Origin of the sequence: Shewanella sp. N2AIL (assembly GCF_022690845.1) — a bacterium.
GTDB lineage: Bacteria > Pseudomonadota > Gammaproteobacteria > Enterobacterales > Shewanellaceae > Shewanella > Shewanella baltica.
This window is the reverse complement of sequence record NZ_JALBYT010000029.1, coordinates 13,570-40,053: the sequence shown is the minus strand read 5'-3', so window position 1 is coordinate 40,053 and position 26,484 is coordinate 13,570. Positions and strand designations below refer to the sequence as shown.

Sequence of the window (26,484 nt, the reverse complement as noted above, 5' to 3'; positions counted from 1 at the left end):
GGCCGGCGGTTTACCAGTAAAGCACTAAAACTTTGCACTCATCACAACGCCGTTGAAATTGAGGCAATCTTTGATTCTTTGCTGCTGAACCGCGCTAAGGGTGTCGATATCGAGGAAGGCAAACTCTGAATGTTCGTGGCTTAAGTGGATCGGCAATGGCTCGTTTTCTGCACCATCTTTTGCCACCTCAGGCCCATCAGGCAATAGCAGTTCACAACGAAAAATAAAGGCTTGGGATTGATAGGCGCTGTGATAATACACGCCGCTCAAATAGTTAACCTGCACACTTAAGCCTAATTCCTCTTGGCATTCGCGCACTAAGGCCTCGTGAATCGTTTCACCGGGCTCAAGTGCGCCACCGGGCAAACCCCAAGCAAAATTACCATAATTGGCCTTAAGCAACAGCACTTGCCCCTGCGCATTAGTAATAACCGCGTGGCTGCTCAATCTAAAGGTATCGTTAAAGGCCACTCAGTTTTCCTTGCATTTATGTTCAGTACGTATTTGAGATATCAGACTAAATCACTTCGCCGCAAAGGTATTACAACTGGCGAGATTACCCGAATCAAACCCCGTCTTAAACCATTTCACCCGCTGCGCCGAACTACCGTGGGTAAAAGCATCGGGCTGTACGGCGCGACCCGCCATCTGTTGCAAGCGATCGTCACCCACAGCACTGGCGGCGGCAATGCCTTCCGCTAAATCTCCCGCTTCAAGTAAATTAAGTTGTTGATTGGCATAATGCCCCCAAATCCCTGCGTAACAATCTGCCTGTAATTCAAGTGCAACACTCAATTGATTAGCCTGTACTTTACTGCCAGATTGCTGCGCTTGGCGCACCTTAGTGCTAGTGCCCAGCAGGTTTTGCACATGGTGGCCTACCTCGTGGGCAATCACATAGGCAAAGGCAAAATCGCCGGGCGCGCCTAAGGTTTTAAGCTCATCAAGAAAGCTAAGATCGATATACACCTTGCTATCGGCGGGGCAATAGAAAGGCCCAGACTGCGCCTGTCCCATACCGCAGCCAGTGGAGGTCATATTGCGATAAAGCACTAACTTAGGCTCTCTATATTGCCCCTTGAGTAACTGGCCCCAAACGGTTTCTGTGGTGCCTAAAATGGCCGCCACAAACTGGGCATTCTCATCCTGTACCGCGGTCGTTGCGCTAGATTGGGATTGGCTAAGATTAGCTTGAGTGCTGGGGTCAAGTGACAGGCCACCAGTAAAATACTGAAAAGCGAAATAAATGCCGCCGATGAGCAACACCACACGGCCAAGTTTAGTTCTCAGCAAAAAGGGCAAGAACCTGAGTAACAAAGCACTCGGCACACCCGCAGATGCCATTTGCTGGCCGCGTCTATCTTCGATATTGGAGCTTCTGTCAGTGTCACGCCAGCGCATCGCATTCCTTCACTCTGTAGTTAAAACTTTCGTTAAACCGCTATTAAAATCGCTTAGATGCACAGCTCTATTTCGTATTTGCACTCTAGAGCCTAGTGGTTAAGAATCTAGTGATTAAGAGTCTAGTGATTATTTCGCTTGTGTATCGCTTGTGGGCGCGTCTTTCAGTGAACGTAAAAACAATCCTAAACCACCAAAGGCCAAAACGAGGATCACAATCAGTTCAAAGGCCGACATAGATTTAAAGTGGAATTGAATCGAGCTGATCACGCCCACAACCAAGGCTGTAAGCGAACCTAAACTCAACAGCCAAGCTAACTTACTCTTAGCGTCAAAAAACACCATCACAATGCCGATAATAAACGGCAGCATCACCATGCCTGTGGTAATCGACATGCCTTGCCCAAAGGCATTCACTCGATATAAACCATAGCCCAGTCCAAAGCTAGAACTCACTTGTATTGCATTGAACAATAAATAAAATCCGCCACACATCATGGCCAGACCCATAAAAAATTGTCCTGTCCCGCCCTGTGTTCCGCCCGCACCTTTCATAGATATCCTTTCTAAATTAACGATTTTTGAGTGGCTTGTTCTATGGCCGTTTTCAGCCGTTGTTTTTCTTCCGCTGCTTTTGCCTTTTGGTACTCATAGAGATTTTTATCCGCCTCGGCGACACAGCGCTGTTTATCTCGCATAGGCTCATAGGGATCGACATCAGTTCTAGCAGAACATGCTAATTCGGCGCAGCCAGACGTCAACAAAGTAGAGCACAAGACCAGCATAATCAACGGGGTTTTCATCATCAAGTACGCCTCAGCGAATCACAAAAATAACACATTTTATCCACCAGCAAGGAGCATATTGCCAATCCCACATTTTTGCTAAGTGATATCAAGCTTATTCAGGCCCCATGTTGACATAAATTACGCTAAGGCCAACACTCAATGATGAATTTTTATACGCATGAACGACGACACTAAAATGGATTAAATACACAGTGGCTAAAATAAGGATGCTGCAACGATTCCAATATAAGCCCTACCGTTAACATAAGGAATGCCTTTGAATACGCTATTAATAGGAAAAGGTGAACAACAGGTTCACTTAAATCTTAAGTATGCCAATCGCCATGGGTTAATTGCCGGTGCCACAGGGACAGGCAAAACCGTGTCGCTGATGAGTATTGCCGAAGGTTTTTCACGCCAAGGCGTGCCGGTTTTTATCACAGACGTTAAAGGCGATATCTCGGGTCTAGCTATGGCCGGCACTCCAAGTGAAAAGCTATTACAAAGGGCAACTCAAATTGGCATTGAGGATTATCACAACGAAGCTAACCCTGTAGTGTTATGGGATTTAGCGGGCGTTCAAGGCCACCCGCTGCGTACCACCATCAGCGAAATGGGCCCAACCTTACTCGGCCGAATTTTAGAATTGAATGACACCCAGAGCGGTATTTTAGACATAGTCTTTCAACTAGCGGACGACCAAGGATTATTACTGCTCGACTTAGATGATCTGCGGGCCATGCTGGCCTTAGTTGCCGAGGAACGCAAAGAAATCTCCGCCAAATATGGTTTAATCAGCGCCCAATCCCTCGCAGCAATTCAACGCTCGATACTAGGATTAGAGCGCGATGGTGGCAAAGACTTTTTTGGTGAACCCGCGTTACAGCTTGAAGATTTAATGCGCACAAATTTACAAGGGCGCGGCATTATCAATTTATTAGCAGCGAACAAACTGATTTTAACCCCCCGTTTATATTCAAGTTTTTTACTATGGCTACTCTCAGAATTATTTGAGAATCTGCCCGAAGTCGGCGATCCCGAAAAACCTAAGCTAGTGTTTTTTATCGATGAGGCGCATTTACTCTTTGAGGCTTGCCCACCGAGTCTATTAAAACGCGTCGAACAGATCATGCGCCTAATTCGCTCAAAAGGCGTAGGCGTTTATTTTTGCTCGCAATTTCCTGATGATGTCCCAAGCGAAATTCTCGGACAATTAGGTAATCGTATTCAACATGCCCTGCGAGCTTACACGCCAAGGGATCAAAAGGCCGTTAAAACCGCCGCCGAAACCTTTGTGCCTAACCCCAAACTGGTTGTTAGCGACGTCATATCCCAGCTCGCTGTAGGTGAAGCCTTAGTGTCTATGTTAGCCGACAAAGGCGTGCCAACTATGGTCGAGCGCGCGCTCATCGCACCGCCACGTTGCCGCATGGGACCAGCCACAAGTGAGGAGTTACAACAAGTCCGCGCCCAAAGCCCGATTGGAGGTAAATACGATCAGTTAATCAACCGCGAATCGGCCTACGAACGCCTTAACCAAAGACGAGTTGGTAACGCCACCAGCGACACCACATCCACAGCAAGTGATGTGCAAACGGATCAAAAAGCTGAGGAACAAGGTTGGTTCAGTGAACTTATTTTTGGTAATAAGCGCCGCCAAGGGTTAGCTGAAACCTTGTCAAAACAAGCGGCACGCACGGTTGGCAGCCAATTAGGTAAACAAATTTTGCGCGGTATATTAGGTGGCATGTTAGGTAAATCGAGCCGACGTTAGGCATATGGTACTTAGTTAAGCCTCCAATTAGGGCCCACTAAAACCACAAACAATGACGAAAATAGAGGTACTGTGTCCTTGTTCGCATATTTCTTATACAGGTTAACGCTAGCATTAGCATTAATTATTCTAAGTGATAGATGGATCATGGTACGGAATTCGGTGATAAGATTATTTTGCTGTAATCGCTCATTGAGGCAAATAAATTCACAGATAATTATCAATGATTTTAGATATTTGTAATTTAAAATGTTGTAATTCGAGATAAAAATTTCGCTTCAATCAGGACGTCATGGAATAGGTTCAATTAAGTACGGCTTACATGATTAGCCTGATGAATAACCAAAGAGTACATGGAGTTTTATATGAGTAAAGAGCAAAAAAACCGTAAAGAATCGAAGAAACAACCGCTGATGTCTCCTAAAGAGAAAAGAGCAGCAAAACATGCGAAAAACGCAACTAAAGGTTTCTTAGATAACACTAAATAGTGTCTTGTTATTAGGAGGTTTGTCCTCTAATAACACAAATAGGGTTAACTTAGGTTAGCCCTTTTTATTGCCCGCTTCATTGAACCAACCAAGTTTCACCTCACAATACAACCTTGCTCAAAACAGTCTCAGATCTCAGTTTTGAGATACAAAAGTAGCAGCTATCGACTATAGCCTAATTGACCTTTTTCAGGTTTTATGTAGTTATATTAGGCTAACTCAAGCATATCCAGCTCAAAAGACCCTACATAACAATATAAAAAATAAGGATATTTCATCATGAAAATCAAAAAACGTTTTGTTGCCGTCGGCGCTGCAGTAACATTAACTCTCAGCGCTGCCGCTATGGCTGCAGCTCCCGCTTTTATCAATATTCTCACTGGCGGCACCAGTGGCGTGTATTACCCTATTGGTGTTGCCCTATCGCAACTCTATGGCACTGGAATCGAAGGCTCTAAAACTTCAGTTCAAGCGACCAAAGCCTCGGTAGAAAACCTCAATCTACTGCAAGCGGGTCGTGGCGAATTAGCGCTCGCGCTAGGTGACTCAGTCGCAGCCGCTTACCAAGGCGATATTGATGCGGGCTTTAAAACGCCATTGGATAAAATCCGTGTGCTCGCCTCTGCTTACCCTAACTACATTCAAATAGTTGCCAATAAAGAGTCTGGCATTAAAACCTTGGCCGATTTAAAAGGGAAACGTATCTCTGTCGGTGCACCTAAATCGGGTACCGAACTCAATGCTAGAGCGATTTTCAAAGCCGCGGGTTTAAGCTACGAAGACATGGGTAAAGTCGAGTTTTTACCTTATGCGGAATCCGTAGAACTCATCAAAAATCGTCAGTTAGACGCGACCTTGCAATCGTCTGGTCTGGGCATGGCCGCGATCCGCGACTTAGCGGCAACTATGGCGATTAACTTTGTTGAAATTCCAGAAGATGTGATCGCTAAGATTAACAATCCTGCCTATCAACACGGTGTGATCCCAGCATCGACCTATGAAGGCCAAACCACTGACGTTTCAACCGTTGCCATTCAAAACCTGCTAGTGACGCAAAGTGGCGTATCGGATGATTTAGCCTATCAAATGACTAAGCTCATGTTCGAGCACTTAGATCGTCTCGGTAACGCGCACTCAGCCGCTAAATCTATTAGCTTAGAGAAAGCGACGAAAAATCTGCCGATACCGCTTCACCCAGGTGCAGAACGTTATTACAAAGAAGTTGGCGCACTCTAAGTTTTGCTGATATCTGTGCACCCTATTCCAAACTAAGCGATCGCGATGCCGTTGAATAACGGCATCTTTTTATATCCAAACAGCCTCAAACGGTAGAATTCAGTCATTGATGCGCCTTGAATTGAAGCGGATCTAAAACTCGTTGAGGTAGTTTGGATATATATCGCCCTCTGTAGTCTAATGCTGTGAGGCATAATATGAGTGATCCCCAACAAGGTCTCAGCGCCAATACTGGCGATTGGCCCAAGGCACTGTTCTATACCGCCTTAATTTTTTCTATTTTTCAAATCATCACTGCCGCTTTTCATCCCGTGTCGACGCAAGTGCTGCGCGCCACCCATATTGGCTTTTTGCTGCTCGTGGTGTTTTTGAGTTATCCCGCCAGAGGTAAATCACAACCTTGGCAGCCACTCGCTTGGCTACTCGGTCTAGCTGGCATGGTTACCGCGGCTTATCAGTGGTATTTTGAAGCCGACTTAATTCAACGTTCTGGCGAGCTGACCGATGCGGACATGGTGATAGGTATCACTCTGATCGTACTGGTATTTGAAGCGGCGCGCCGAGTCATGGGCTGGGCACTGCCTATTATCTGCGGCATCTTTTTGGCCTATGGCTTATTGGGTCAATACCTACCCGGCGATTTGATGCACCGCGGCTATGGCTTCGATCAAATCATCAACCAACTCGCCTTCGGCACCGAAGGCTTATACGGCACACCAACCTATGTGTCGGCGACGTATATCTTCCTGTTTATTCTTTTCGGCTCTTTTCTAGAACAAGCTGGGATGATCCGTTTATTTACCGACTTTGCCATGGGATTGTTCGGCCACAAGCTCGGCGGACCAGCGAAAGTCGCTGTGGTGTCATCGGCGTTAATGGGTACGATTACCGGCTCAGGAGTGGCAAACGTCGTCACCACAGGCCAATTTACGATTCCATTGATGAAACGATTTGGCTATCGCTCCGCCTTCGCCGGTGGCGTGGAAGCGACATCGAGTATGGGCAGCCAGATCATGCCGCCGATCATGGGCGCCGTGGCCTTTATCATGGCCGAAACCATTAACGTGCCCTTTATCGAGATCGCTAAAGCAGCATTGATCCCCGCGCTTCTTTATTTCTGCTCAGTATTCTGGATGGTGCACTTAGAGGCCAAACGCGCCAATCTTTGTGGCCTGCCCAAAGATCAATGTCCCGATCCTTGGGCGGCGATTAAAGAACGCTGGTATCTCCTTATCCCCTTGTTTATTTTGGTCTACTTGCTGTTTTCGGGCAGAACGCCGCTGTTCTCTGGCATGGTAGGGTTAGCCCTCACCTCGATAGTGATCTTAGGCTCAGCCATCGTCCTGCGGTTGTCTTCAATGGCGATGCGGATTGCCTTTTGGATTGCCCTTGGGGTGTTATGTGCTGGCTTCTTCCAACTCGGGATCGGAGTCGTGTTTGGGGTTATCGCCCTGCTAGTCGCCATTTGTTGGTTTATTAAGGGCGGCAAAGAAACCCTCACAGTTTGCTTACACGCGCTGGTTGAAGGCGCGCGTCATGCTGTGCCTGTGGGTATTGCCTGCGCCTTAGTGGGCGTGATTATCGGCATAGTGTCACTCACAGGGATTGCTTCAACCTTCGCGAGCTACATTCTCGCCGTTGGCCAAGATAACCTGTTCTTGTCACTCGTGTTGACTATGATCACTTGCCTAGTGCTCGGCATGGGGATCCCGACGATTCCTAACTACATTATTACCAGCTCAATAGCCGCACCCGCATTGCTCGACTTAGGCGTACCGCTTATCGTCTCGCATATGTTTGTGTTCTATTTCGGCATCATGGCCGATCTCACCCCGCCCGTTGCCTTGGCCTGCTTTGCCGCAGCGCCGATTGCGAAGGAATCCGGACTTAAGATCAGTCTCTGGGCGATTCGTATTGCCATTGCCGGTTTTGTGATCCCCTTTATGGCGGTTTACGATCCAGCCTTGATGCTCCAAGGTGATAGCTTATTAGAGACGGGCTTTGTGGTGCTGAAGGCAACGGTCGGTATTGGTATTTGGGGCGTGATCTTTACCGGATATCTACTACAAAAACTCTATTGGTGGGAACGCGTTATCGGCTTCCTTGCGGGGGCAAGTTTGATCCTTGCGACGCCATTGAGCGATGAAATCGGCTTTGGACTCGCGCTGTTGTTTATCGTGCAGCACAGTTGGCGCGCGCGCAAACTCAAACGTCTGGCAGAGCAAGGATAACCCCTTGGGATTAGCCGTCGTTAACATGTCTAAGGTAAGGCTATGCTAGGCCTATGTTTAGGCCTAGCAGGTACCCTGTGGGCGCAAGTGCCCACAGATCACTTCACCTTGGCATGGAACCACACCATAGAGAAAATCCGCTGGGAGGAAGACTATCACGTCACGCCTCAAGGCTTAGTGCTGGTCGAAGCGAGAGTAAAAGGCACGGGTGCAGGCATGGACATTCCAGATGATGCCTATCTTAAAAATGGCAGCTGGCATTATCGGCCTAAGCTCCCTATTCTGCCTAAATTACGTTTAGGCCGGACACCCGAAGCGGGAGATTTTGATGTTTGTTTTGCGCAACATTCTGGCGAGGTTCAATGTCAAAGGATGAGCCATTGGATTGGCGCGCCAAACAGGCAAGATGCGGCGGTTGAGCTTTGGGGTTGTGACTCCCCACCTTAGAAATTGCGATAAAAACATACCCGTCAATTTAGACGGGTATTTTATAGTTTACGTTCTTACTTAGAGAGGTGAATGGGCTTGCAAGCACTCACTTAAGCGTGTTTAAGCATATACTTACGCTCAATTTCAGCTAGGCGTAGATTAAAATCTTGCAGATGTGCCAACATTTCGGCCTCGGCTTTCGCCTCATCTTTTGCGATAACCGCTTCGACAATGACATCGTGCAAGCCTAAAGGGTGAATTTCATCGGTCGGTGGCTGGAACTTAGTCGTTTGATTGCTCAATAAAACCAATAAGGATTTTACGATCGCTTCTAAAAAACGATTACCCGACATTTCAGCCAATAGATAATGTACCTGAGATCGTAAAATGACAGTATCCGGATATTCAGAGGTATCATTTTCATGGCTATTGGCCTCTTGTAGAGCCTTAGCTAGCGCCGGGGTGCAATTTTTAGCAGCCATTCTTGCTACTTGTGGCTCAATCAACATTCGAGCCTCACACAACTCTGGGAGCGAAAGCTTACCCATCATAAATAAATCATGGCAGGCATCACTTAAACGTTCAAAGGTCAAATGCTTAACAAATGCACCACCCGTCGCCCCTTGACGAATTTCAACTAACCCACCCGCTTCGAGACTCTTAATCGCCTCCCGAACCACAGTACGACTAACTTGAAATAGCTCGATTAATTCACGCTCGGAGGGCAACTTATCACCCGCCTTATAGTCGCCTCCTAAAATAGCATTTTTCAATTGCTGGCCAACTTCACTCGAAGCTTTTATCTGCTTAATAGGCTTGAAGATATGCAATTTATAATCTCGGATAGACTCAGTGGCGCCATTCTACCATAACACTCAGATAATTCGGCAAAAGTACTCCCGCATTTCCTACATTAGTGATTAAAAAATCTTCATCTTTGTTGATCAATGTAACATCTGTACGAATTTCGTAACTCGTTTCTCATATTCACTCTTACTCCGTTGCGAGCAAAGGTTATACATCATACATTTCACCTAAGAAGGTTAGCGATAACCTTTTAACTCGCTCGGACCATTCCGATCGGGACAAACAAAAATAAGGAAGATGATGATGAAAAAATCTTATTTGTCTTTGCTCGTGTTATCTGTGCTAGCAATTCCAGCCATTGCCGATACCAGCATTAATCAAATGTTTAGCCAAGGCACTCTAAAAGGTGAATTACGCCTATTCGATTTTACTCGTGATTTTGACGACTCTACGAATACCAAACACGATACTTCATTCGGTGGACTCTTTTATTACAACACTGCAAAGGTAAACGGTATTAGTTTTGGCACTAGTTTCGCTTCTACTAATCCGATTTGGACCAACGACTCAGATGATGTATATGGTCTGGTTGCCCGTGATGCCAACGGCAATCATGATAACGTTAACCGCTTACAAGAGTATTTTGTCCAAGGCAATTGGTGGGATACTCAATTCAAATTAGGCGCACAGGAACTGCGCACACCAATGATGAATCCCCATGATATTCGCGCGATCCCACGGACGTTCCGCGGTTTCTCAGCAGAAAACAAGAGCATTGATAATCTTACGCTTTCTGCCCTGTATATTACCGATTCTATGGGGTGGTCCGATAACAGTTTCGTATCAGTAAAAGACGCGGTACAAAGCGAGCTAGCAAGAGCGGGCGTTATCGCCGATGTAGCGGATAATCCTGTTTATGCCCTAGGAGCAAAGTATCTATTACCCTTTGAAACGGTCAAAACTGAAGTCAATCTGTGGCACTACCGCATGGAAGATGTCTTCAACCAAACCTATGCCAAAGTGAAATTATCCACTGATGTTGGTGCAACTAATCTGTACCTAACACCTTCCTATTTAACTCAGCAAGCAACAGGGGATGAAACAGGTGGCCAGCTCGATACCTATCAATATGGTTTCCACCTAGGCGCCAAATTTGCTGGGGCAGATATCACTTATATGTATGCCAAAACCGGAGATGACACAGTTCTCACCCCGTGGGGAGATGAAAAAGTGGTCATTCAGCAAGTGTACCAATCAGCAAGAGCAGATGAAGAAGTTAACGCTTTAAAAGTCGCTTATGACTTTGAAAAAATTGGTGTGAGTGGGCTAGAAGCCTATGCCTTTTACGGTCAATATGATGTTCCAACAGGTACAGCAAAAGACTTTAACGAGACTAACTTTTCAATTACTTATAAGTTCGATGGCGCCCTGTCAGGTCTAGGACTTAGAGCTCGTTATGCTCTAGTAGACGTTGATCAAGGTGAAGACTTTAACGATCTACGTTTATATGTCACTTATAAATTTGTCTTAGGTAAATAGTTTCATCCGTTTCAACTCCCCTGCACCAAACCTTATACGGGTGTATCAGCCTTGTTCGATACACCCAATTTTTGTACCGCAAAATCACCGATACCCAAGTAAAAGTTGCGGTAAACACTTTGACTTAAGGATTGAGATTATAATGGAAACAAAGAATTACTTACTTATTCCAGCCGTTGCTATGTCATGTTTTTTATTTAGCGGATGTGGAAATAACGATAATGCCGAAACCCCATTACCACAGTTAGCTCAGGCAACACCCGCCACACTGAATCTATGTAGCGAAATTGCTTCACAATATACTTTCAAAAATACTGTGATAACGAATTCACAAATTATTGCGGCAGGAAATGTTCAATATAACGCCACTGAAAGTTACCGAGCACCGGAACATTGTTTAGTGACAGGCTATATGAATGAGAGGATGGGAACTGGCATTGCGGGAGAGACTCGCTATGCGATTGGCTTTGAAATGCGTTTGCCCACTAACTGGAATGGTCGATTTTATTATCAAGCCAACGGCGGTCTCGATGGCTCAGTCGCTAAGGCTGTAGGCCGAATAGTATTTTCCGCTGGCCCAGATTCTGCCGCCCTCAATGAAGGGTTCGCCGTCATAAGTTCTGATATGGGGCATCCAGCGCCAACCCCTTTCTTTGGTTTAGATCCTCAAGCAAGGCTTGACTATGGTTACAATGCTGTCGCCGAGTTAACGCCAATGGCGAAAGGTTTAATAGAAAAAGTATATGGTAAACAACCTGATAGATCATATTTTGCCGGTTGCTCTAACGGTGGTAGACACACTATGGTCGCGGCCAGTCGTTTTACCGATATGTACGATGGCTTTCTGGTAGGCAATCCAGGATTTAACTTACCGAAAGCTGCAGTAGCGCAAATGTATGGTGTTCAAGAGTATTCAAAGCTGGTTGAATTTGATGGTCCTGATATTTTAGCCACACTATAAACCGCCATTACCCCTGAAGAATTCACTCTCGTTTCCCAAAAAGTCCTCGAGCAGTGTGATGCCCTTGACGGCGTGAGCGATGGCATGATTGCAGATACTTATTCCTGCCAAAAGACCTTTGACCTTGAACGTGATATCCCAACCTGTTCAAGTGGCAGAGATAATACCTGCTTAACCGCAGAGCAAAAGCAGGTACTCGGCAATATCATGGCTGCCCCCCATAACAGCAAGACAGGTGAAGCCATTTACACTGACTTCCCATACGATGCGGGTATCGGCACATCTGGTTGGGCTTCTTGGGAATATAATATGGCGCTCAATAGAGACCCCGGTGCCGTTGGTTTTATTTTTAGTTCGCCACCAACCACCTTTAATGGTGCAACTGAACAATCCAGTTTGGAATTTGTGCAATCATTTAGCATGGATGAGGATGTCCAACGGCTCTATGCCACGGATTCGATTTACTCAGAATCGGGCATCGATTTTATGACACCACCCCAACCAACGGATCTTTCGGCCATAAAAAATCGCGGCGCTAAGATGATGTTGTTCCATGGAACATCTGACCCCGTATTTTCAGCCAATGATACAGTGAACTGGTATAACGAATTAGCCGAGGCCAATGCTGGGCATGCAGAAACCTTCGCCCGCTTATTCCTTATCCCTGGGATGAATCATTGTGGCAGCGGCCCTACCACAGATAAATTTAACATGATCCGCGCATTGGTTGACTGGGTTGAAAAAGGAGTCGAACCCCAAAATATCACGGCTTCAGTGCGCCCTGAAAATGCCGAATTACCCAGTGATTGGTCAAAAAGCAGAACTCGGGTCCTCTGCCCATACCCACAATTCGCAAAATACAATGGTATAGGCAATGTTGAAGATGCCGCCAATTTTACCTGTGTATCACCTAAATAATCCCTAGGGCATTAAAGCCCAAAGGCCACCTCAATATTGTTGAGGTGGCCTACCTCAAATCATGTTTATTTATAAATAGTCCCTATTTGTTAACTACTTAAACATGCATAAAATCAGACGCTCATATTTCCCGCGCCGCCAAACTCATTCATTCAATAAAGTCCTATATTAGATTGTTTTTAAAAAGAATAATCACATTCATCGCTCAAAACGCCAGCATTTTGTGAAGCACTGCAAAGATGTAATTAATACCTCTTTTGGTTTATTGTCATATGTCATACATTTAAAGGTATGTTGTTAATGAGGTGAAATTTAATCACTTTCGCACAACTGCATTTTACGTTTTTAAAGCAAGCAAACATATGTGGTTATACATAGATCCAGTGTCGTTGCTATAGGGGAACCTCTTTAGCAATGAGGGCCAAAGGAGTATTAAATGAGTAAAGAATCGAAAGAAATTGATCAATACACTGCTAGCGTCCTGCAAAATGGTATATCTCGAAGAACTTTCCTGACGCGAGCCGCGGTAGGCAGCAGTGGCTTAGCCTTCGCAAGTCTTGGTATGGGTTCTGCTAGCGCCGCACCGATTCAAGTTGGCACTGAATATGGTGAGATTGGTGGCGCAACCTTAGGTTTTCTGCCTAAGCCAAAACCTATTGCTGATAAAGATATTGCGACAACCCAAACCTTTGATGTTGTTGTTGTCGGTGCGGGTGCTTCGGGCGTGCCTGCGGCTCTCTCCGCCAGAGAAAGCGGCGCAAGCGTTGCTTGTTTGCAAAAGCAAGCCATTCCCGTATCCCAAGGCAACACAGGCTCAGGTATTGATCTAAAAAACAGCGACAAATCGGCAATCGAATCCTTAGTGAGCCGTTTGATGGCGGACAACGCCCACCGCTCACACCCAGGTTTACTAAGACAATGGGCCTACAACTCCGGTGAAGCTGTAAATTGGGTTATTGACCGCGTTAAGCAAGGTGGCGGTCAGATTGTTGACCAAGGAACTAAACCGCAACATGGTATTCGCGGTATTGCTGATGAAGGTGATCGTCTAAATTTTGTGACCTCATTCTGCGGTCCTAAACCCTACACTACTGGCGATGCCATTCGTGCATTAGCTAAAACAGCCGAAAAAGCCGGGGTGAAATTCTTCTTTAACACGCCAGCACAACAGTTAATCCAAGATGAGTCAGGAAAAGTGATTGGGGTTATTGCCCAGACTCGTGATGGTAAGTACCACAAATATATGGCTAAGAAAGGGGTCATCCTGTCTTCCGGTGACTACCAAAATAACAAAGCCATGTGTGATTTCTTCATCCCTGAGCTGAAAAACTTTGAACGTAAGCAGATGGACCGCACCGGTGATGGTTTTGCTATGGCCTATTGGGCGGGTGGCGTGATCGAGCCCGTTGGCCACACAAAAATGCTCCATGACTTCGATGCGGGTCCAGCCTCAATGTGCGACATGCCATTCCTAGCCGTAAACCGTAAAGGTGAGCGCTTTGTGAATGAAAAAGTCGAGATGTCATTGATGAATAACTACTTGAAAGATGAGCAGAACGCTGGTCATTACTCCCAAGTATTTGATTCAGAGTATATGACACAAGCCAAAGATTGGCCTGGCCACCTCTATTCTCCAGAAGAACTTGAAGTCTACATGCCTGAAGTGCCCGGCGAGAAAAAAGGTGTCTACCCCTCTCTGATCAATACCTATTCAGCTAACACCTTAGAAGAATTGGCAGTGAAACTGGAATGCGATCCAAAAACCTTTGTTGCGAGCGTCAACCGTTACAACGAGTTATGCAAAAAAGGTAAGGATGAGGACTTCGGAAAACCGAGAAGCAAGATGGTGCCAGTACTCAAGCCACCATTCTACGGCATTCACCGTCGCATGCGCATTTCGACTATATGCTCAGGCATTCTCGTTAACGAAAATCACCAAGTGCTTGATGCCGATGGTAAGGAAATTCCGGGTTTATTCATTATCGGCAACCTTGGCGCGGGCTTCTATGGTGGTGTTGACTACCCATTGACCGTATTCGGTTTGTCCCTAGGCCGTTGCTATACCTTCGGTTACTTAGCCGGCAAATACGTCGCCAAACTATAGCGCGCAAAGTCATCAAAAATGGAGGCTTCATATTTGGGCATCCAGTTAAATGAACAATGGAATAACACAATGAAGAACTTAATAATTATGCTTTCTCTTGTCTTGAGTATTTTCGCTGGCAACGCGTTAGCAAAAGACACTGTTCTACTCGATCAAATCCATGCAGCAAAAGGGATTAAATGTGCCAGTTGCCATGGCAAAGAAGATCGTCAAGCTGTACCTATGCTTAAGTGTGTGCAATGTCATAACACAGAAAAGTTAGCGGCCAAAACAGCAGATGTGAAGCCAGTTAACCCCCATAACAACCGTCACTTCGCGACTGAGACAGACTGTGCGAAATGTCATCATGTACACCAAAAATCTGAAAATTTATGTGTAAGCTGTCATCCACGATTTGACCTAGTGACACCATAAGTCGGCGCATCAAACACGCTAAATAGCTGCTCCTATAATTTGGGATGGCTATTTAGGACAAAAAACCACCGCGAGGTGGTTTTTTATTTGGACGACTGATAGAAGCAATACCCATGCTTTCCTTGGTGTTTCACCCGGTACATGGCGGCATCCGCGCGATCGCAGCTTTCGGTAAAACTATCACCGGAGCTAAAAATATCGATACCGATACTCAGGCCTATCTCCACGTCACAACCTTCAAGCACAAAGCCCTGCCGATAAACATCGAGTAAGGACTGTGCGAGCATAGCTAAAGATTCTGTCTCGGATAACGGCAGTAAGATCACGAATTCATCACCACCTAGCCGAGCGATCTGCGCCAATTCACCAGCATGGCACACCAGAGTATGCGCCACATGCATCAACAAACTGTCGCCAAACTTATGGCCGTGACGGTCATTTAAGGCTTTAAAACCATCCAGATCGATAAAGAATAATGCCCCGCGCATGCCCGGTTGCAAACACTCATCGAATGCCATGGCTATGGCTTGGCGATTCATTAAGTTGGTGAGGGGATCGCTGTGAGCTAACTGTGCTAAATCCAGTTCATAGCGTTTTTCTTGGGTGATATCGATATGGCTGCCCATCATCCGCAGCGGTGTACCATCGGCAAGACGCTCAACAATACGGCCACGGTCTGACACCCAAGTGACGCTGCCATCTTTATGCAGCATTCTGTGTACTGCCTGATAGTAATCGGACTTGCCACTGACATGATCTTCAAAGGCTTTTATCACCCATTCTTTATCTTCTGGGTGTAATTTACTTTTCCAGATATCAACGTGAGCGGCTAATTCCTCAGGACTAAAGCCGAGCATTTCGCCCCAGCGCATATTGAAAATGGTTAAATTCCCACTCGGAATATGCTGCTCCCACAGGCACAAGCCATTACCATCGAGAGCGGCAAACAGTTTTTCTTCGGCACGACGATTCAACGCCATTAAATTCGCGTTTTCCCGTTTTAGCTGAGCAATTTCAGCCTGAAGTTGTTTGAAGTGTTCTGCTGCCGTATCTGATGCCACGAAAAATATTTTTCCTTAATTAGTCTCGGGTCAGCACTTCTAATAGCTCAATTTCGAAGGTCAGATCCGAATTGGGTTTAATATGCGCACCCACTTGGCGCTCGCCATAGGCCAAATGAGCTGGCACTAACAACTTACGTTTACCACCGACTTTCATCCCCATAATGCCTTGATCCCAGCCTTTAATCACACGGCCAGTGCCAATCACACATTGAAATGCCTGACCGCGATCATAGGATGAATCAAATTGGGTACCATCCTGCAAAAAACCACGGTATTGGGTAGTGATCAGCGCGCCTTTTACCGCTTCTTTTCCTTCGCCCACTTGCAGATCGATTACTTCTAATTCGGTCATTTCTTCACTCTCTTTTCTTTTCGCACTAGGGCGTGATATGTAACTTATGCCAGATTTTATCACCGACGACCACGCTTGTCGGCGCTATTGCAATATTTCTGCCGCTCGGTGCACTGCTTTATCCTTGAGAATAAGGTCATCATGGGCGATAACATTATCACTCCCCCTTTAAATAACCGTCCTTTAGCCCAATATATTAATAATATCGACGTTTTATTTTGGAGCTTAGCCATGATTATTGCCTGCCCCCATTGCGATACGTTAAACCGTGTTCCCGATGAGCGTTTAACCCAGCAACCTACTTGCGGTAAATGTAAGCTCAATGTCTTTACGGCTGCGCCGATTGAACTCACAAGCGCGAACTTTGCCAACCATGCCAATAAATCTGATCTCCCCCTAATCGTTGATTTTTGGGCTAGCTGGTGTGGTCCATGCAAAAGCTTTGCTCCGGTTTTTTCCGCGGCGGCTAAGACGTGGGAGCCGCAATTTCGCTTCGGTAAAATCAACACTGAAGAACAGCAAGCCCTCGCGGCACAGTTTAATATTCGCTCGATTCCCACTCTTATGATTTTCAAGCAAGGGAAAATACTCGCGCAGCAAGCGGGGGCTTTACCTCAGTCAGCCTTAAATCAATGGTTAAAAAGCCATAGTTAACCGCAGGTAACTATTTCGCGCCCATAAAAATACCCAGACTCGCTGGGTATTTGGGTTTACTAAAATCTCAACCTACCGATATCAGACATCCCAAAAAACATGGGTGATAATGCCTAGCACTATCATGCTGATAAAGTTGACTATCATACCGACCCGCACCATTTCCGATTGTTTGATATGGCCTGAACCATAAACGATCGCATTGGGCGGCGTCGCCACTGGTAGCATAAAGGCGCAGGACGCGGCAATACCAATCAGCACAGATAACATCACAGGCGATACGCCTAATGCCTCGGCAATTGCCGCAAATACAGGCACTAACAGTGCGGCACTAGCAGTGTTACTGGCAAATTCTGTTAGCATCACCACAAAGGCAATCACAGCAAACACAAACAATGACATGTGCGTGCTGCCGAAAATATCTGTCATCCAGTGGGCTAAAAACACACTGGTGCCAGTGCTTTTCAACACTGCGCTTAGCGTTAAACCACCACCAAACAATATCAGCACACCCCAATCTGTGGTCGATTCAATCTTTTTCCAGCCGACTAAGCCTAAGCCTGCGAGCAAAACAACTGCACCTAACGCCACTATGGTATCGAACTGAGTGATGCCACCTAATGCTTTGGCTAATGGCACACTGAAAATCCAACAACATACTGTCGCGAGGAAGATAAGCAGGGTGAACTTACCTTGGAACGTCAACTGCTGCGCTTCAACTTGCACATCGAACTTGGCTGAAAGATCCGGCTTAAAATACCAATACAAGGCGATCAACATTAACGGCAACATGAGGATGACGGTCGGAATACCAAACTTGAGCCAATCACTAAAACTCAAGCCAACTTGCGCCGCAGCAATCGCATTCGGTGGACTACCCACTAAAGTACCGATACCGCCTATGTTGGCCGAATAGGCAATCCCAAGCAGTAAAAACACATAAGTACTATGGTATTTTTCGCGGTCTAGTTGCTGCAAAATCCCCAGTGCCAATGGCAACATCATCGCCGTTGTAGCGGTATTACTAATCCACATAGAGAGCAGTGCCGTCACCCCAAACAGCATAAAGCAAGCGATACTGAGTTTGCCCTTAGAGGCCAAAAGTAGCTTTTGCGCTATTAAGGTATCAATCTTTTGATGGTGCAAAGCCGCTGCGAGTACGAAGCCACCGAAGAATAAATAGATGATAGGATTTGCAAAGCTACTCATCGCTTCTTTGGTTTCAAACACCCCAAAGAATACCGCGAGTATAGGCACGAGGATCGCGGTGATACTAATGTGGATCGCTTCGGTCAACCAAAGAATGCCAGCGAAAACCAGAATCGCCAGACCCGTGTTCACCCCTTGTTCGAAGGGTAAGCCGTAATAGAGTGCGAATAACAGCACAATATCCGCCGCTAGGATCAGCATTTTCTTTTTATCGAGCCCCTCGCTGACGGGCGCTTTTTGAGGTGGAACAGTGCTTGAATCTGTTGATGACATGGTTACAACCTTAATACCATTTTATTTTGACGCAAATTTAGGGCATAGATCACACTTGGCAAAGCGGTTTATTTTGTAATTTTGCCACTTAGCAACCACACATTCTGCCGACTAAAAGCCCAGAAAAACCTTAAGTGAGATAAAAATCACCCATTTCTGATCTAAAGCCATGTGCAAAACTTTCAAACGAGCAAAAATCACGCAAAAGCTTGATAAAGCTGTAATTGAATAAGTGTTTAAAACTGTGACGTGGATCAGGTTTCACTTTAATACTAAGTGACAAACACTGAATTTAACCTTAAATAAAGTGGTTAACGCTAATTCAATCCTGTAACCACAGTTTTTGCCTATAAAACACCCATGAGTGTATTTACCACTCTTTGCCCCCTCAAGGTGACTGCAACTTAAAGTGATACGTAAACGAACATCCCAATGACAAAATTGCAGCTGGCATCAACTCAGTTTTATATTTCACGAAGAACTTTCATTTTTCGCATTTAAAATGTTGGTTTACATACTTAAAAACTTAAATGGCATGGTGATGGAAAAAAGATTTAACCTTTTAAATTTATCTGATAATGCGAAAGGACATCTGATTAGCTTCCCTGTAGAATTTGTGCAGGCGCTTGCCACTTAACTCCAGCAAGTGCTCGATAACGTCTCCTAGTGGTTCCATCATTTATTTGATGCAAAACTGTGTAGAAATTAAAAATGTTTCAAACCATCAAAGCCGAAAACAACCCTAGAATCCTACTCAAATAAATAACATTTACAACTCAATATCCCTATGAATAATAAACACAAATATTATTCACCATCTCAGTCAATCTAACTCACTTTACCCCGCGAGCAATCCAACCTAGAGTCGCGCCCGTATTCTCGTCTCCTGTTCATTTTTTACCTATTTTGGTACCGCTTGTGGAAAATATGCTGTCAGCTCAACCCAATCAAAAGCCAGGGCTGTTTGTGCCTGTGGCAGGACTCAGTCTATTTGCTTTAGCGTCAGGCTACTTGATGAGTTTGATCCCACTCTCGCTCACTTACTTTGATTTGAGCCTTGATCTTGCGCCTTGGCTGGCGAGTATTTTCTACCTTGGCTTATTACTAGGTGCACCTTGTATTGCACCGATTGTCAGCCGCATAGGTCACAGTAAGGCCTTTATTTTGTTCTTAAATATCTTACTGTGCAGCGTTGTGGTAATGGTATTACTGCCACAGAGCAGTGTTTGGCTAGTATCACGCCTGATTGCAGGCTTGGCTGTTGCAGGGATTTTTGTGGTGGTCGAGTCTTGGTTACTTATGGCCGACACCCAAAAACAACGGGCAAAACGCTTAGGCTTATATATGACCGCCCTCTACGGTGGCACTGCCATTGGGCAACTTGCCGTAGATTATTTAGGCACCACGGGTAATTTACCCTACTTGGTAGTAATAGGTTTGTTGGCAGCGGCCAGCTTGCCCGCACTGTTAGTTAAACGCGGCCAACCGCAGTCCAGTGAACAACACGCTATTGCCCTTTCCGACCTTAAAACTTTAAGTAAACCTGCCATTGTCGGCTGTTTAGTCTCAGGATTATTACTCGGTCCCATCTACGGTTTATTGCCTGTTTATGTGTCGCGGGACATGGGTTTTGCCCAGCAGACGGGGCAATTTATGGCGCTGATCATTATGGGCGGCATGATAGTTCAACCCTTAGTGAGCTATTTATCCCCGCGTGTTGAAAAGAGTGTGTTGATGACAGCCTTTTGCTTAGTGGGTGCGGCGGCGCTGTTGTTACTGATACAAACATCGCTTGTGGGATTATGGTTAGGTTTTGTGTTACTCGGTGCCTGCGCCTTTGCTCTTTATCCCATCGCCATCAGTCTGGCGTGCGATCATTTACCCAGCAGCCAAATCGTCTCCGCCACTCAGATTATGTTGCTCAGTTATTCTGTGGGTTCGGTTATTGGTCCGGTTGCCGCCAGTCGTTTTGATGATGTAGAACATGGCTTACCGCTCTACTTAGCAGCAAGCTTTTTAGTCACGGTTTGCTATCTAAGCGCGCACTTACTCGCCCGAAGCAAAGCCCGTCTACCCACAGCGAAGGCTTAGCCCTGAGCCGTTAATGCTAAGTCTCTACACCCTGTGAATAACAATGGGCGCCGATAACGGCGCCCATTGTTATTATGATGTTTGCTGGGTTAATTCTGCCACTGGCACTGTGGCGGGAATGGCCCAGACACTGTCCTGCGGCCCATTAAGCACCCGATGGCGAGTCAGCCTGTAACCATAAAAGAACACTCCACTAAAGGCTAACGCCACCAGATCGACGCCTAACGTTGCCGCAGAATAAGGCGCCCATAAGCCTAAACTTGGCGCGATTAACGCAACTAGAGACGTGATTGGCATCGCCAATGTAGCCAAGCCGCACAAAGGCAAAATCAGCAGCGCCGCCTTAGCAGCACCACGCCAAAAGGCGTAAACCACCAGCAAGCCAAACACCAGATAATACAGCCACAAATAGACGTGGTTAATATTGCTCACATGCACATATAACCATTTACCCAACAACATACTTATCGTTAAGGCGGCAACCGAGCCTAAGCAAATCCCCACCGTGGCGCTCGCCATTAATCGGCAAGCACGGGTTTGCTCGCTCGCCTGCTTTTTACGGCGTTTTTCCAGCCACAGCAAGTTGCCACTGTAAAATAAAAAAGCACCGCTCAAACCTAGGAAGAAATACACCCAGCGCCCGAGATCGCCCCCATAACTGCCAAAGTGTAATCCAAAGAATACCGCAACGGTTCTGGCCCAAATCCCCTTGTCGCTTTGATCAATCGTGCTATTGGTCACCTTAAGACTATAAGGATGCAGGTATAAGAAATCGGTAACGGGTCCACGCATAAAACCATTGGGGTTATATAACCCCAAGCGCAGAGTCGCACGGGGATTATTCAAGTTCATAAAGGTCATTTCATTCACTTGATAATCGGGGGCGATTTGCTGCACCTTGGCTAACACAGTGGTGACCTTTGGCAAATCGGCTAGTGTATAGGGCGTTTTGCCCGGCGCCGATTGAGCAAATAATGGTTTTTCACCATAAACCATATGCTTAAGCCCATCGTAAAGCTGATCATGGAAAGCAAACACAATCACAGTTACACATATCACTAGATGAAATGGCAGGCTGGTAATGCCTACTAAATTATGGGCATCGAGCCAGAAACGACTCTCACCTTTATCTTTACGCAGGGCGAAAAAGCTTTTGGTTAACGTTGGCAGTAAAAAAATCACCCCAGAAACCAATGCCAAGAAGTATAAAACGGCGGCAATCCCCAACACATAGGCACCCGCTTGATCATGACCGACTTCGCCGGCAATCCCCGCGGTGCGGTGTAATTGGTCAATCAATTCAGCTAACTCGCTTGGTGTACTTAGTTGGGTGACTAATTGCCCCTGCTCGTCAAGGCTGGCATGCCAAAGCTGGTGACTCATGCTGAGTTCACGTTCCGAGCCCTGCTGATACCAAGTCATCGGCGATTGATGCTCATCATTTAAGTGCAAACTAAAACCGGTTTTGGCCTTATCATCCTGCGCTAACACTTGCGCGACTAAGCCATCCAGTTTCTCAGCGGGCACTTGAGGCAAGGTCAGGGCTGGCGGCATTGACCAAGCGTCAATCGCCCCCTTAAACATAGTGAGCGAGCCGGCATAAAAGCCGATAAACAATACGATTCCGGCGATGATACCAGTCCAAATATGGATAGACTGATACACACGTAACACATCACTGCGAACTTTCATCCTTGTCACCTAAAGATATATAACACTATATAAGTCAAGACGTTAAACAAGCCCAAGTAGCCAATTGCCCTGAGTCCGGTTTTAAACAGAAAGCTAAAACTTAAGATCAATAACCAGATAGGCGTAATCAGCCACATGTTGAACTGCACTTTAGTATCGGCATCGATGCCGCCTGGGCCAAACCAGGCAAATAACCCCACCAATCCAAGTGCTAAAGTAAATCCTAAAATCAATCCAGCCAGTGACTTAGTCCACCAGTCGGGTTGCAATTTATCCTGTTCAGCTAAACGTGCCATGAGTTATTTCCGACCGAAAAGTGAGATAAAAGGCACTAACCCCATCAATAACATCAACAGGGCTAACCAAATAAAAATTGCGGCGCTAAGGGTAAAGAGGCTAAGCCAACCGATAAGACTGACAAAGGCAACACCGTAAGCGAGTAACCGCCAAGGCCGCTTAGGAAGGGAGCTTGCAAATAGTTTTTGCTGCTTATTCGTTAAATAAAATAACAAACAGGCCAGAAGCGTCGACAACAGGAATATAAGTTGCAACACGGGATGTTATCCTCTCACTACAAAGCGTTAGCATTCGAGTCCATTTGCCTATGCTTGCTGTACATCATGTAAAAAGATAAGCACATGAAAGCAATGGAAGAATTTTAATTTCGGGACTCTAGCCTTGGTGATAATAATTCGCAATAAGATTTACACTGTAAGGATGATTTGTGACATTCAAATCACAAATAGGCAACACTTCTGTCTTGTCATTGCCAGTTGTTAACCATTAAGATACATTTCGTGTTAATAGTCTTGTCCCAAGATAAACAATCCGATTCACCCTCAAGCTCATTACTATGACATCAGCAAAGGAAGCTAAATGATTAAAAATGAATTCAATCTGCCGAGCTCAATTGGCCTCAGCAAAATTATCCCCATTGTTATTCTGTTAATCCTCTTTATTTCCTTATTTGGCAGTTGGTATACGGTTGACCAAGGTGAACGTGGCGTACTGCTGCGCAACGGTAAAGTTATCGGTACCGCAGAACCTGGGCTGGGTTTTAAAATCCCACTGATAGATACTGTGGTGAAGATTTCGACCCAAACACACACCACCAGTTATACCTCGCTGCAAGCCTATAGCCGCGATCAACAACCCGCGACACTTAACGCATCGGTGACGTTTAGCGTACCGCCAGACCGCGTCGAAGAAGTGTATGCTAACTTCAAAAGTATCGATGCCATGGTCACGCGCCTGCTCGACAGACAAGTGCCAACTCAAGTCGAAAACATCTTCGGTAAATACACGGCGATTTCAGTCGTACAAGAGCGGATCAAATTCGGTATTGATGTGACCAGCGCGATCACTAACTCGATCAAAGGTCCGGTGGAAATTAACTCAGTGCAGATTGAAAATATCGACTTTTCCAACGCCTACGAAAAATCCGTCGAAGACAGAATGCGCGCCGAAGTCGAAGTGCAAACTCAACTGCAGAATCTAGAGAAAGAACGCGTCAGCGCGCAAATTGCCGTCACCCAAGCGCAAGCACAGGCCGACTCGCAATTAGCCCGCGCTAAGGCTGAAGCCGAAAGTATTCGTATCAAAGGTGATGCAGAAGCCTCTGCGATTAAGAGCCGCGCCGAAGCGCTGGCACAAAATCAAAACTTAGTTGAATTAACCAAAGCGGAAAAGTGGGACGGCAAACTACCGACGACTATGCTGCCGACAGGCACTCTGCCCTTTATCGATGTGAAAAAAGGCAACTAATCTTAGGTTTAGCCCGAGCAAAGCATAAATCGATAATAAAAAATCCCAGTGTTAGCCCTAACACTGGGATTTTTATTTACTCGATAATTTAGCGGAATATGAACCGATTAAGAACAGCAATCGTTGCGGCGGATCCAGCTTCGAGGAATTTTTTCAAACACCACTTTTGCCATGAGTAACGCCAGCACTATGCCAGAGGTTGCCACTAGCCACTGAGGTAACATTTGGTGCTGCTCACCAATCTGTGGCATCACCACAAAGCCAAAGCTATCCACCAGATAATTGACCAATATGCCCGCGACTAAGGCCACGCCAATCACGCCGCCCAGGTATCCCCACAACGCACGTTTGCCTAACTCTTTAGCCACCACACCTAAGGTGGCGATATTAGTCGCAGGACCCGCCATCATAAACACTAAAACGGCCCCCGGTGACACACCCGCCAGCAATAGTCCGGCAGCGATCGGTGTCGATGCCGTCGCGCAGATATACATAGGCACAGAGACCAACACCATGACTAACATGGCTAAGATACCGTCGCCCCATTGCGCCAAAAAGTCTGCAGGGACATAGGTTTGCACCAGTGCGGCGAAGAATAAGCCCACCAGCAGCCACAAGGTAGTGTCACGCACTAAATCCGTTGCCGCATATTTAAGACCAATAGCTACGCGGCTTAATACGGATTGCGACTTTAACTCAGTAGCCATATCTTGGGTCGAAGCGCAGCAGCTATCCGCTTCACCTTGGGTTTGAGGAGCATGGGCACTGTGATCATGTGTTCCAGACTCGGCTTTGTTTGAAGTGCCGCAACAGGCGCCCTTTTTTACCACAAGGATTTTTTCAGGGGTGACAGGTACAGATTCAGCTGTGTTACTGGCGCAGCATGAAGCTGTTTTCTCAGCTTTTATCACACCGTCATTTGCCAAACTGCCAATGCCCGTATGCCCATGAGTTGTCATTAAGCTCGGCGCGGCGGCCATTAAGCTAGACGTTGCAGCCATAGGCGTCATTTTGATCGCACTCTTAGGCTCAGTCTTCTGCTCACTCTCAGCTGGACTTTCAGTGCTGCAGCAGGATGAGGCCGCGTTAATAGGCGCTAAAGTGGGCTCTTTAGTTGATGAGCAACAGCTTTTAACCGGTTCGGCTTTAACAGCTTGGGGCTGAGTCGCCGATTTCGACGCACAGCATGCAGCCACTGGCGCTTCGCTTGCTGGCTTGGACTCGGATTTAACCGCAGGCTTGCCATCATCGTCATCACGCCCAACAAGTAAGCCAGCCACAATCGCACTGGTAATCGCCGTAATCGGTCTAATGATTGCCATAAAGGGACCAAGTAACACGTAGGAAACAGCGATTGAATCGACGCCCGTTTCTGGCGTCGACACTAAAAAGGAAGTCGTTGCTGCTTTAGAGGCACCAGAACGGCGCAGCCCAACTGCTGCGGGAATAACGCCACAAGAACACAAAGGTAATGGTGCACCGAGCAACGCCGCCTTCACCACAGTTTTAAAACCGTGACCGCCGAGCTGCTTTTGCATCCACACCATTGGTACGAATACTTTTAATAGCCCAGCCAGGATCAGGCCTAATAACAACCAAGGCGCCGAGTCTAAAAACAGATCAATAAAATTCTTCAGTAACATAATTAATTCCCTGACTCATCATGGATTGTTTTGCCGTGAGTATGCTGGTGCGACTCATTTTGATGTGCTTTGTGCTGATGCGTTTCGTGCTGATTTCCATCATGAGAATGATGCTCAACACGTACCCGCTCAGTACTGGATTCCAACGCCTCTAAAATCGAGCAATGTTCGGCGCTACGCGGCCCGCCACAACAGGCATCGGACAGACTCTGTAAACTGGTTTGAAAATGATTCAGCTCGGCGATTTTGGCCTGCACTTGGGCCAATTTAATATCGACCATACCCTTCACATCGGCGCAGACGCGATTAGATTTATCAAGCTCAATTGAAAGCAATTCACTGATTTCATTGAGGGTAAAACCTACAGCTTTAGCCCGTAAGATAAAACGCAGTCGCGCAGCATCGGCCTCGGTATACACTCGATAGCCAGACTCGGTACGGCTCAACGGCGCGAGCAGACCGTGCTTCTCGTAGAATCTCAACGTGTCGGCTTTCACCTCACACAAATCCGCCAGTTCACCAATACGATACATGTCTTCATCCTTTGTGAAATCGCGCCCAACTCAGGGGGGAGTTTCCAGCATACAACTCAATAATGCGAGTATAAACCTTGGAGCCTACTCCAAGGTCAAGGGGTAATTCATACTTTACA

General features: G+C 46.3%; 24 protein-coding genes and 1 pseudogene. 12 read left to right on the top strand and 13 right to left on the bottom strand.

All coding sequences use genetic code 11. The features are described from left to right. Positions 1 to 24: 24 nt before the first annotated feature. The 4 genes from MO387_RS16045 to MO387_RS16030 all read right to left on the bottom strand — a co-directional run bounded on the left by MO387_RS16045 (position 25) and on the right by MO387_RS16030 (position 2,207). Positions 25 to 471: an NUDIX domain-containing protein gene (locus MO387_RS16045; RefSeq protein ID WP_107949434.1), complete on the bottom strand. Its 447-nt coding sequence runs from the start codon at positions 469 to 471 to the stop codon at positions 25 to 27. A 51-nt stretch (positions 472 to 522) separates the two neighbouring features. Beyond that, complete coding sequence (locus MO387_RS16040; RefSeq protein ID WP_107949436.1) at positions 523 to 1,401, bottom strand: neutral zinc metallopeptidase; 879 nt, start codon at positions 1,399 to 1,401, stop codon at positions 523 to 525. A gap of 129 nt (positions 1,402 to 1,530) precedes the next feature. Continuing rightward, positions 1,531 to 1,956, bottom strand: coding sequence for a hypothetical protein (locus MO387_RS16035; RefSeq protein ID WP_107949438.1), 426 nt, complete (start codon positions 1,954 to 1,956; stop codon positions 1,531 to 1,533). Between the two features lie 11 nt (positions 1,957 to 1,967). After that, complete coding sequence (locus MO387_RS16030) at positions 1,968 to 2,207, bottom strand: hypothetical protein (RefSeq protein WP_011845642.1); 240 nt, start codon at positions 2,205 to 2,207, stop codon at positions 1,968 to 1,970. Positions 2,208 to 2,466: 259 nt separating this feature from the next. Between MO387_RS16030 and MO387_RS16025 the strand changes: the two genes are divergently transcribed. The 5 genes from MO387_RS16025 to MO387_RS16010 all read left to right on the top strand — a co-directional run bounded on the left by MO387_RS16025 (position 2,467) and on the right by MO387_RS16010 (position 8,365). Then, complete coding sequence (locus MO387_RS16025) at positions 2,467 to 3,963, top strand: helicase HerA-like domain-containing protein (protein ID WP_107949441.1); 1,497 nt, start codon at positions 2,467 to 2,469, stop codon at positions 3,961 to 3,963. A gap of 365 nt (positions 3,964 to 4,328) precedes the next feature. Next, the gene (locus MO387_RS21210) at positions 4,329 to 4,451 is read left to right on the top strand and encodes a hypothetical protein (RefSeq protein WP_105250371.1); all 123 of its coding nucleotides are present in this window, start codon (positions 4,329 to 4,331) and stop codon (positions 4,449 to 4,451) included. 279 nt (positions 4,452 to 4,730) lie between these two features. Further along, on the top strand, positions 4,731 to 5,687 hold the full coding sequence (locus MO387_RS16020) for a TAXI family TRAP transporter solute-binding subunit (protein WP_107949443.1): 957 nt from the start codon (positions 4,731 to 4,733) through the stop codon (positions 5,685 to 5,687). A gap of 197 nt (positions 5,688 to 5,884) precedes the next feature. After that, positions 5,885 to 7,918 carry a TRAP transporter permease gene (locus MO387_RS16015; protein ID WP_107949445.1) on the top strand — a complete coding sequence of 678 codons (2,034 nt, stop codon included), beginning with the start codon at positions 5,885 to 5,887 and terminating at the stop codon, positions 7,916 to 7,918. Between the two features lie 42 nt (positions 7,919 to 7,960). Next, positions 7,961 to 8,365, top strand: coding sequence for a DUF1850 domain-containing protein (locus MO387_RS16010; protein WP_107949447.1), 405 nt, complete (start codon positions 7,961 to 7,963; stop codon positions 8,363 to 8,365). Positions 8,366 to 8,457: 92 nt separating this feature from the next. Here MO387_RS16010 and MO387_RS16005 read toward each other — a convergent pair whose 3' ends face one another. Continuing rightward, positions 8,458 to 9,177: a FadR/GntR family transcriptional regulator gene (locus tag MO387_RS16005; RefSeq protein WP_107949449.1), complete on the bottom strand. Its 720-nt coding sequence runs from the start codon at positions 9,175 to 9,177 to the stop codon at positions 8,458 to 8,460. Positions 9,178 to 9,454: 277 nt separating this feature from the next. Between MO387_RS16005 and MO387_RS16000 the strand changes: the two genes are divergently transcribed. The 4 genes and pseudogenes from MO387_RS16000 (at position 9,455) to MO387_RS15985 (ending at position 15,090) form a co-directional block, all read left to right on the top strand. Continuing rightward, on the top strand, positions 9,455 to 10,693 hold the full coding sequence (locus MO387_RS16000) for an OprD family outer membrane porin (protein WP_107949451.1): 1,239 nt from the start codon (positions 9,455 to 9,457) through the stop codon (positions 10,691 to 10,693). A 142-nt stretch (positions 10,694 to 10,835) separates the two neighbouring features. After that, positions 10,836 to 12,572: pseudogene (locus MO387_RS15995) on the top strand (tannase/feruloyl esterase family alpha/beta hydrolase). Between the two features lie 436 nt (positions 12,573 to 13,008). Next, on the top strand, positions 13,009 to 14,676 hold the full coding sequence (locus MO387_RS15990) for an FAD-binding protein (RefSeq protein WP_107949453.1): 1,668 nt from the start codon (positions 13,009 to 13,011) through the stop codon (positions 14,674 to 14,676). Between the two features lie 69 nt (positions 14,677 to 14,745). Next, the gene (locus MO387_RS15985) at positions 14,746 to 15,090 is read left to right on the top strand and encodes a cytochrome c3 family protein (protein ID WP_107949455.1); all 345 of its coding nucleotides are present in this window, start codon (positions 14,746 to 14,748) and stop codon (positions 15,088 to 15,090) included. 83 nt (positions 15,091 to 15,173) lie between these two features. Here the strand turns inward: MO387_RS15985 and MO387_RS15980 are convergent, their stop codons facing one another. After that, on the bottom strand, positions 15,174 to 16,151 hold the full coding sequence (locus tag MO387_RS15980) for a diguanylate cyclase (RefSeq protein WP_107949457.1): 978 nt from the start codon (positions 16,149 to 16,151) through the stop codon (positions 15,174 to 15,176). A 19-nt stretch (positions 16,152 to 16,170) separates the two neighbouring features. Further along, positions 16,171 to 16,506 carry an FKBP-type peptidyl-prolyl cis-trans isomerase gene (locus tag MO387_RS15975; RefSeq protein ID WP_011845636.1) on the bottom strand — a complete coding sequence of 112 codons (336 nt, stop codon included), beginning with the start codon at positions 16,504 to 16,506 and terminating at the stop codon, positions 16,171 to 16,173. 231 nt (positions 16,507 to 16,737) lie between these two features. Between MO387_RS15975 and trxC the strand changes: the two genes are divergently transcribed. Then, positions 16,738 to 17,160 carry a thioredoxin TrxC gene (trxC, locus tag MO387_RS15970; RefSeq protein ID WP_107950351.1) on the top strand — a complete coding sequence of 141 codons (423 nt, stop codon included), beginning with the start codon at positions 16,738 to 16,740 and terminating at the stop codon, positions 17,158 to 17,160. 81 nt (positions 17,161 to 17,241) lie between these two features. Here trxC and MO387_RS15965 read toward each other — a convergent pair whose 3' ends face one another. After that, entirely contained in the window at positions 17,242 to 18,642 is a 1,401-nt protein-coding gene (locus tag MO387_RS15965; protein WP_107949459.1) for a DASS family sodium-coupled anion symporter, read from the bottom strand. A 927-nt stretch (positions 18,643 to 19,569) separates the two neighbouring features. Here MO387_RS15965 and MO387_RS15960 point away from each other — a divergent pair. Further along, positions 19,570 to 20,733 (top strand): MFS transporter, encoded by a 1,164-nt coding sequence (locus MO387_RS15960; protein ID WP_107950353.1) that lies wholly within the window; start codon positions 19,570 to 19,572, stop codon positions 20,731 to 20,733. A gap of 72 nt (positions 20,734 to 20,805) precedes the next feature. Here the strand turns inward: MO387_RS15960 and MO387_RS15955 are convergent, their stop codons facing one another. The 3 genes from MO387_RS15955 to MO387_RS15945 are packed head-to-tail and all read right to left on the bottom strand — an operon-like array spanning position 20,806 to position 22,979. Next, positions 20,806 to 22,425, bottom strand: a complete 1,620-nt coding sequence (locus MO387_RS15955; protein WP_107949461.1) for a PepSY-associated TM helix domain-containing protein — start codon at positions 22,423 to 22,425, stop codon at positions 20,806 to 20,808. Between the two features lie 5 nt (positions 22,426 to 22,430). After that, entirely contained in the window at positions 22,431 to 22,721 is a 291-nt protein-coding gene (locus MO387_RS15950) for a hypothetical protein (protein WP_107949463.1), read from the bottom strand. Positions 22,722 to 22,724: 3 nt separating this feature from the next. Next, a complete protein-coding gene (locus MO387_RS15945) occupies positions 22,725 to 22,979 on the bottom strand; it encodes a hypothetical protein (protein ID WP_106648299.1) in 255 nt (84 codons plus the stop codon). Between the two features lie 322 nt (positions 22,980 to 23,301). Between MO387_RS15945 and MO387_RS15940 the strand changes: the two genes are divergently transcribed. Beyond that, positions 23,302 to 24,189: an SPFH domain-containing protein gene (locus MO387_RS15940; protein WP_063884205.1), complete on the top strand. Its 888-nt coding sequence runs from the start codon at positions 23,302 to 23,304 to the stop codon at positions 24,187 to 24,189. A 107-nt stretch (positions 24,190 to 24,296) separates the two neighbouring features. On the opposite strand, the gene MO387_RS15935 is transcribed toward MO387_RS15940, so the two are convergent. Continuing rightward, complete coding sequence (locus tag MO387_RS15935; RefSeq protein ID WP_107949466.1) at positions 24,297 to 25,832, bottom strand: SO_0444 family Cu/Zn efflux transporter; 1,536 nt, start codon at positions 25,830 to 25,832, stop codon at positions 24,297 to 24,299. Positions 25,833 to 25,834: 2 nt separating this feature from the next. After that, positions 25,835 to 26,365 carry a Zn(2+)-responsive transcriptional regulator gene (gene zntR, locus MO387_RS15930; protein WP_107949468.1) on the bottom strand — a complete coding sequence of 177 codons (531 nt, stop codon included), beginning with the start codon at positions 26,363 to 26,365 and terminating at the stop codon, positions 25,835 to 25,837. Positions 26,366 to 26,484 lie beyond the last annotated feature (119 nt).

Coding starts and splice junctions, on each gene's coding strand:
- MO387_RS16040 (WP_107949436.1), bottom strand. CDS start 1,401: ATGCGCTGGCGTGACACTGACAGAAGCTCCAATATCGAAGATAGACGC.
- MO387_RS16035 (WP_107949438.1), bottom strand. CDS start 1,956: ATGAAAGGTGCGGGCGGAACACAGGGCGGGACAGGACAATTTTTTATG.
- MO387_RS16030 (WP_011845642.1), bottom strand. CDS start 2,207: ATGATGAAAACCCCGTTGATTATGCTGGTCTTGTGCTCTACTTTGTTG.
- MO387_RS21210 (WP_105250371.1), top strand. CDS start 4,329: ATGAGTAAAGAGCAAAAAAACCGTAAAGAATCGAAGAAACAACCGCTG.
- MO387_RS16020 (WP_107949443.1), top strand. CDS start 4,731: ATGAAAATCAAAAAACGTTTTGTTGCCGTCGGCGCTGCAGTAACATTA.
- MO387_RS16015 (WP_107949445.1), top strand. CDS start 5,885: ATGAGTGATCCCCAACAAGGTCTCAGCGCCAATACTGGCGATTGGCCC.
- MO387_RS16010 (WP_107949447.1), top strand. CDS start 7,961: ATGCTAGGCCTATGTTTAGGCCTAGCAGGTACCCTGTGGGCGCAAGTG.
- MO387_RS16000 (WP_107949451.1), top strand. CDS start 9,455: ATGATGAAAAAATCTTATTTGTCTTTGCTCGTGTTATCTGTGCTAGCA.
- MO387_RS15990 (WP_107949453.1), top strand. CDS start 13,009: ATGAGTAAAGAATCGAAAGAAATTGATCAATACACTGCTAGCGTCCTG.
- MO387_RS15985 (WP_107949455.1), top strand. CDS start 14,746: ATGAAGAACTTAATAATTATGCTTTCTCTTGTCTTGAGTATTTTCGCT.
- MO387_RS15975 (WP_011845636.1), bottom strand. CDS start 16,506: ATGACCGAATTAGAAGTAATCGATCTGCAAGTGGGCGAAGGAAAAGAA.
- trxC (WP_107950351.1), top strand. CDS start 16,738: ATGATTATTGCCTGCCCCCATTGCGATACGTTAAACCGTGTTCCCGAT.
- MO387_RS15965 (WP_107949459.1), bottom strand. CDS start 18,642: ATGTCATCAACAGATTCAAGCACTGTTCCACCTCAAAAAGCGCCCGTC.
- MO387_RS15960 (WP_107950353.1), top strand. CDS start 19,570: ATGCTGTCAGCTCAACCCAATCAAAAGCCAGGGCTGTTTGTGCCTGTG.
- MO387_RS15955 (WP_107949461.1), bottom strand. CDS start 22,425: ATGAAAGTTCGCAGTGATGTGTTACGTGTGTATCAGTCTATCCATATT.
- MO387_RS15950 (WP_107949463.1), bottom strand. CDS start 22,721: ATGGCACGTTTAGCTGAACAGGATAAATTGCAACCCGACTGGTGGACT.
- MO387_RS15940 (WP_063884205.1), top strand. CDS start 23,302: ATGATTAAAAATGAATTCAATCTGCCGAGCTCAATTGGCCTCAGCAAA.
- MO387_RS15935 (WP_107949466.1), bottom strand. CDS start 25,832: ATGTTACTGAAGAATTTTATTGATCTGTTTTTAGACTCGGCGCCTTGG.
- zntR (WP_107949468.1), bottom strand. CDS start 26,365: ATGTATCGTATTGGTGAACTGGCGGATTTGTGTGAGGTGAAAGCCGAC.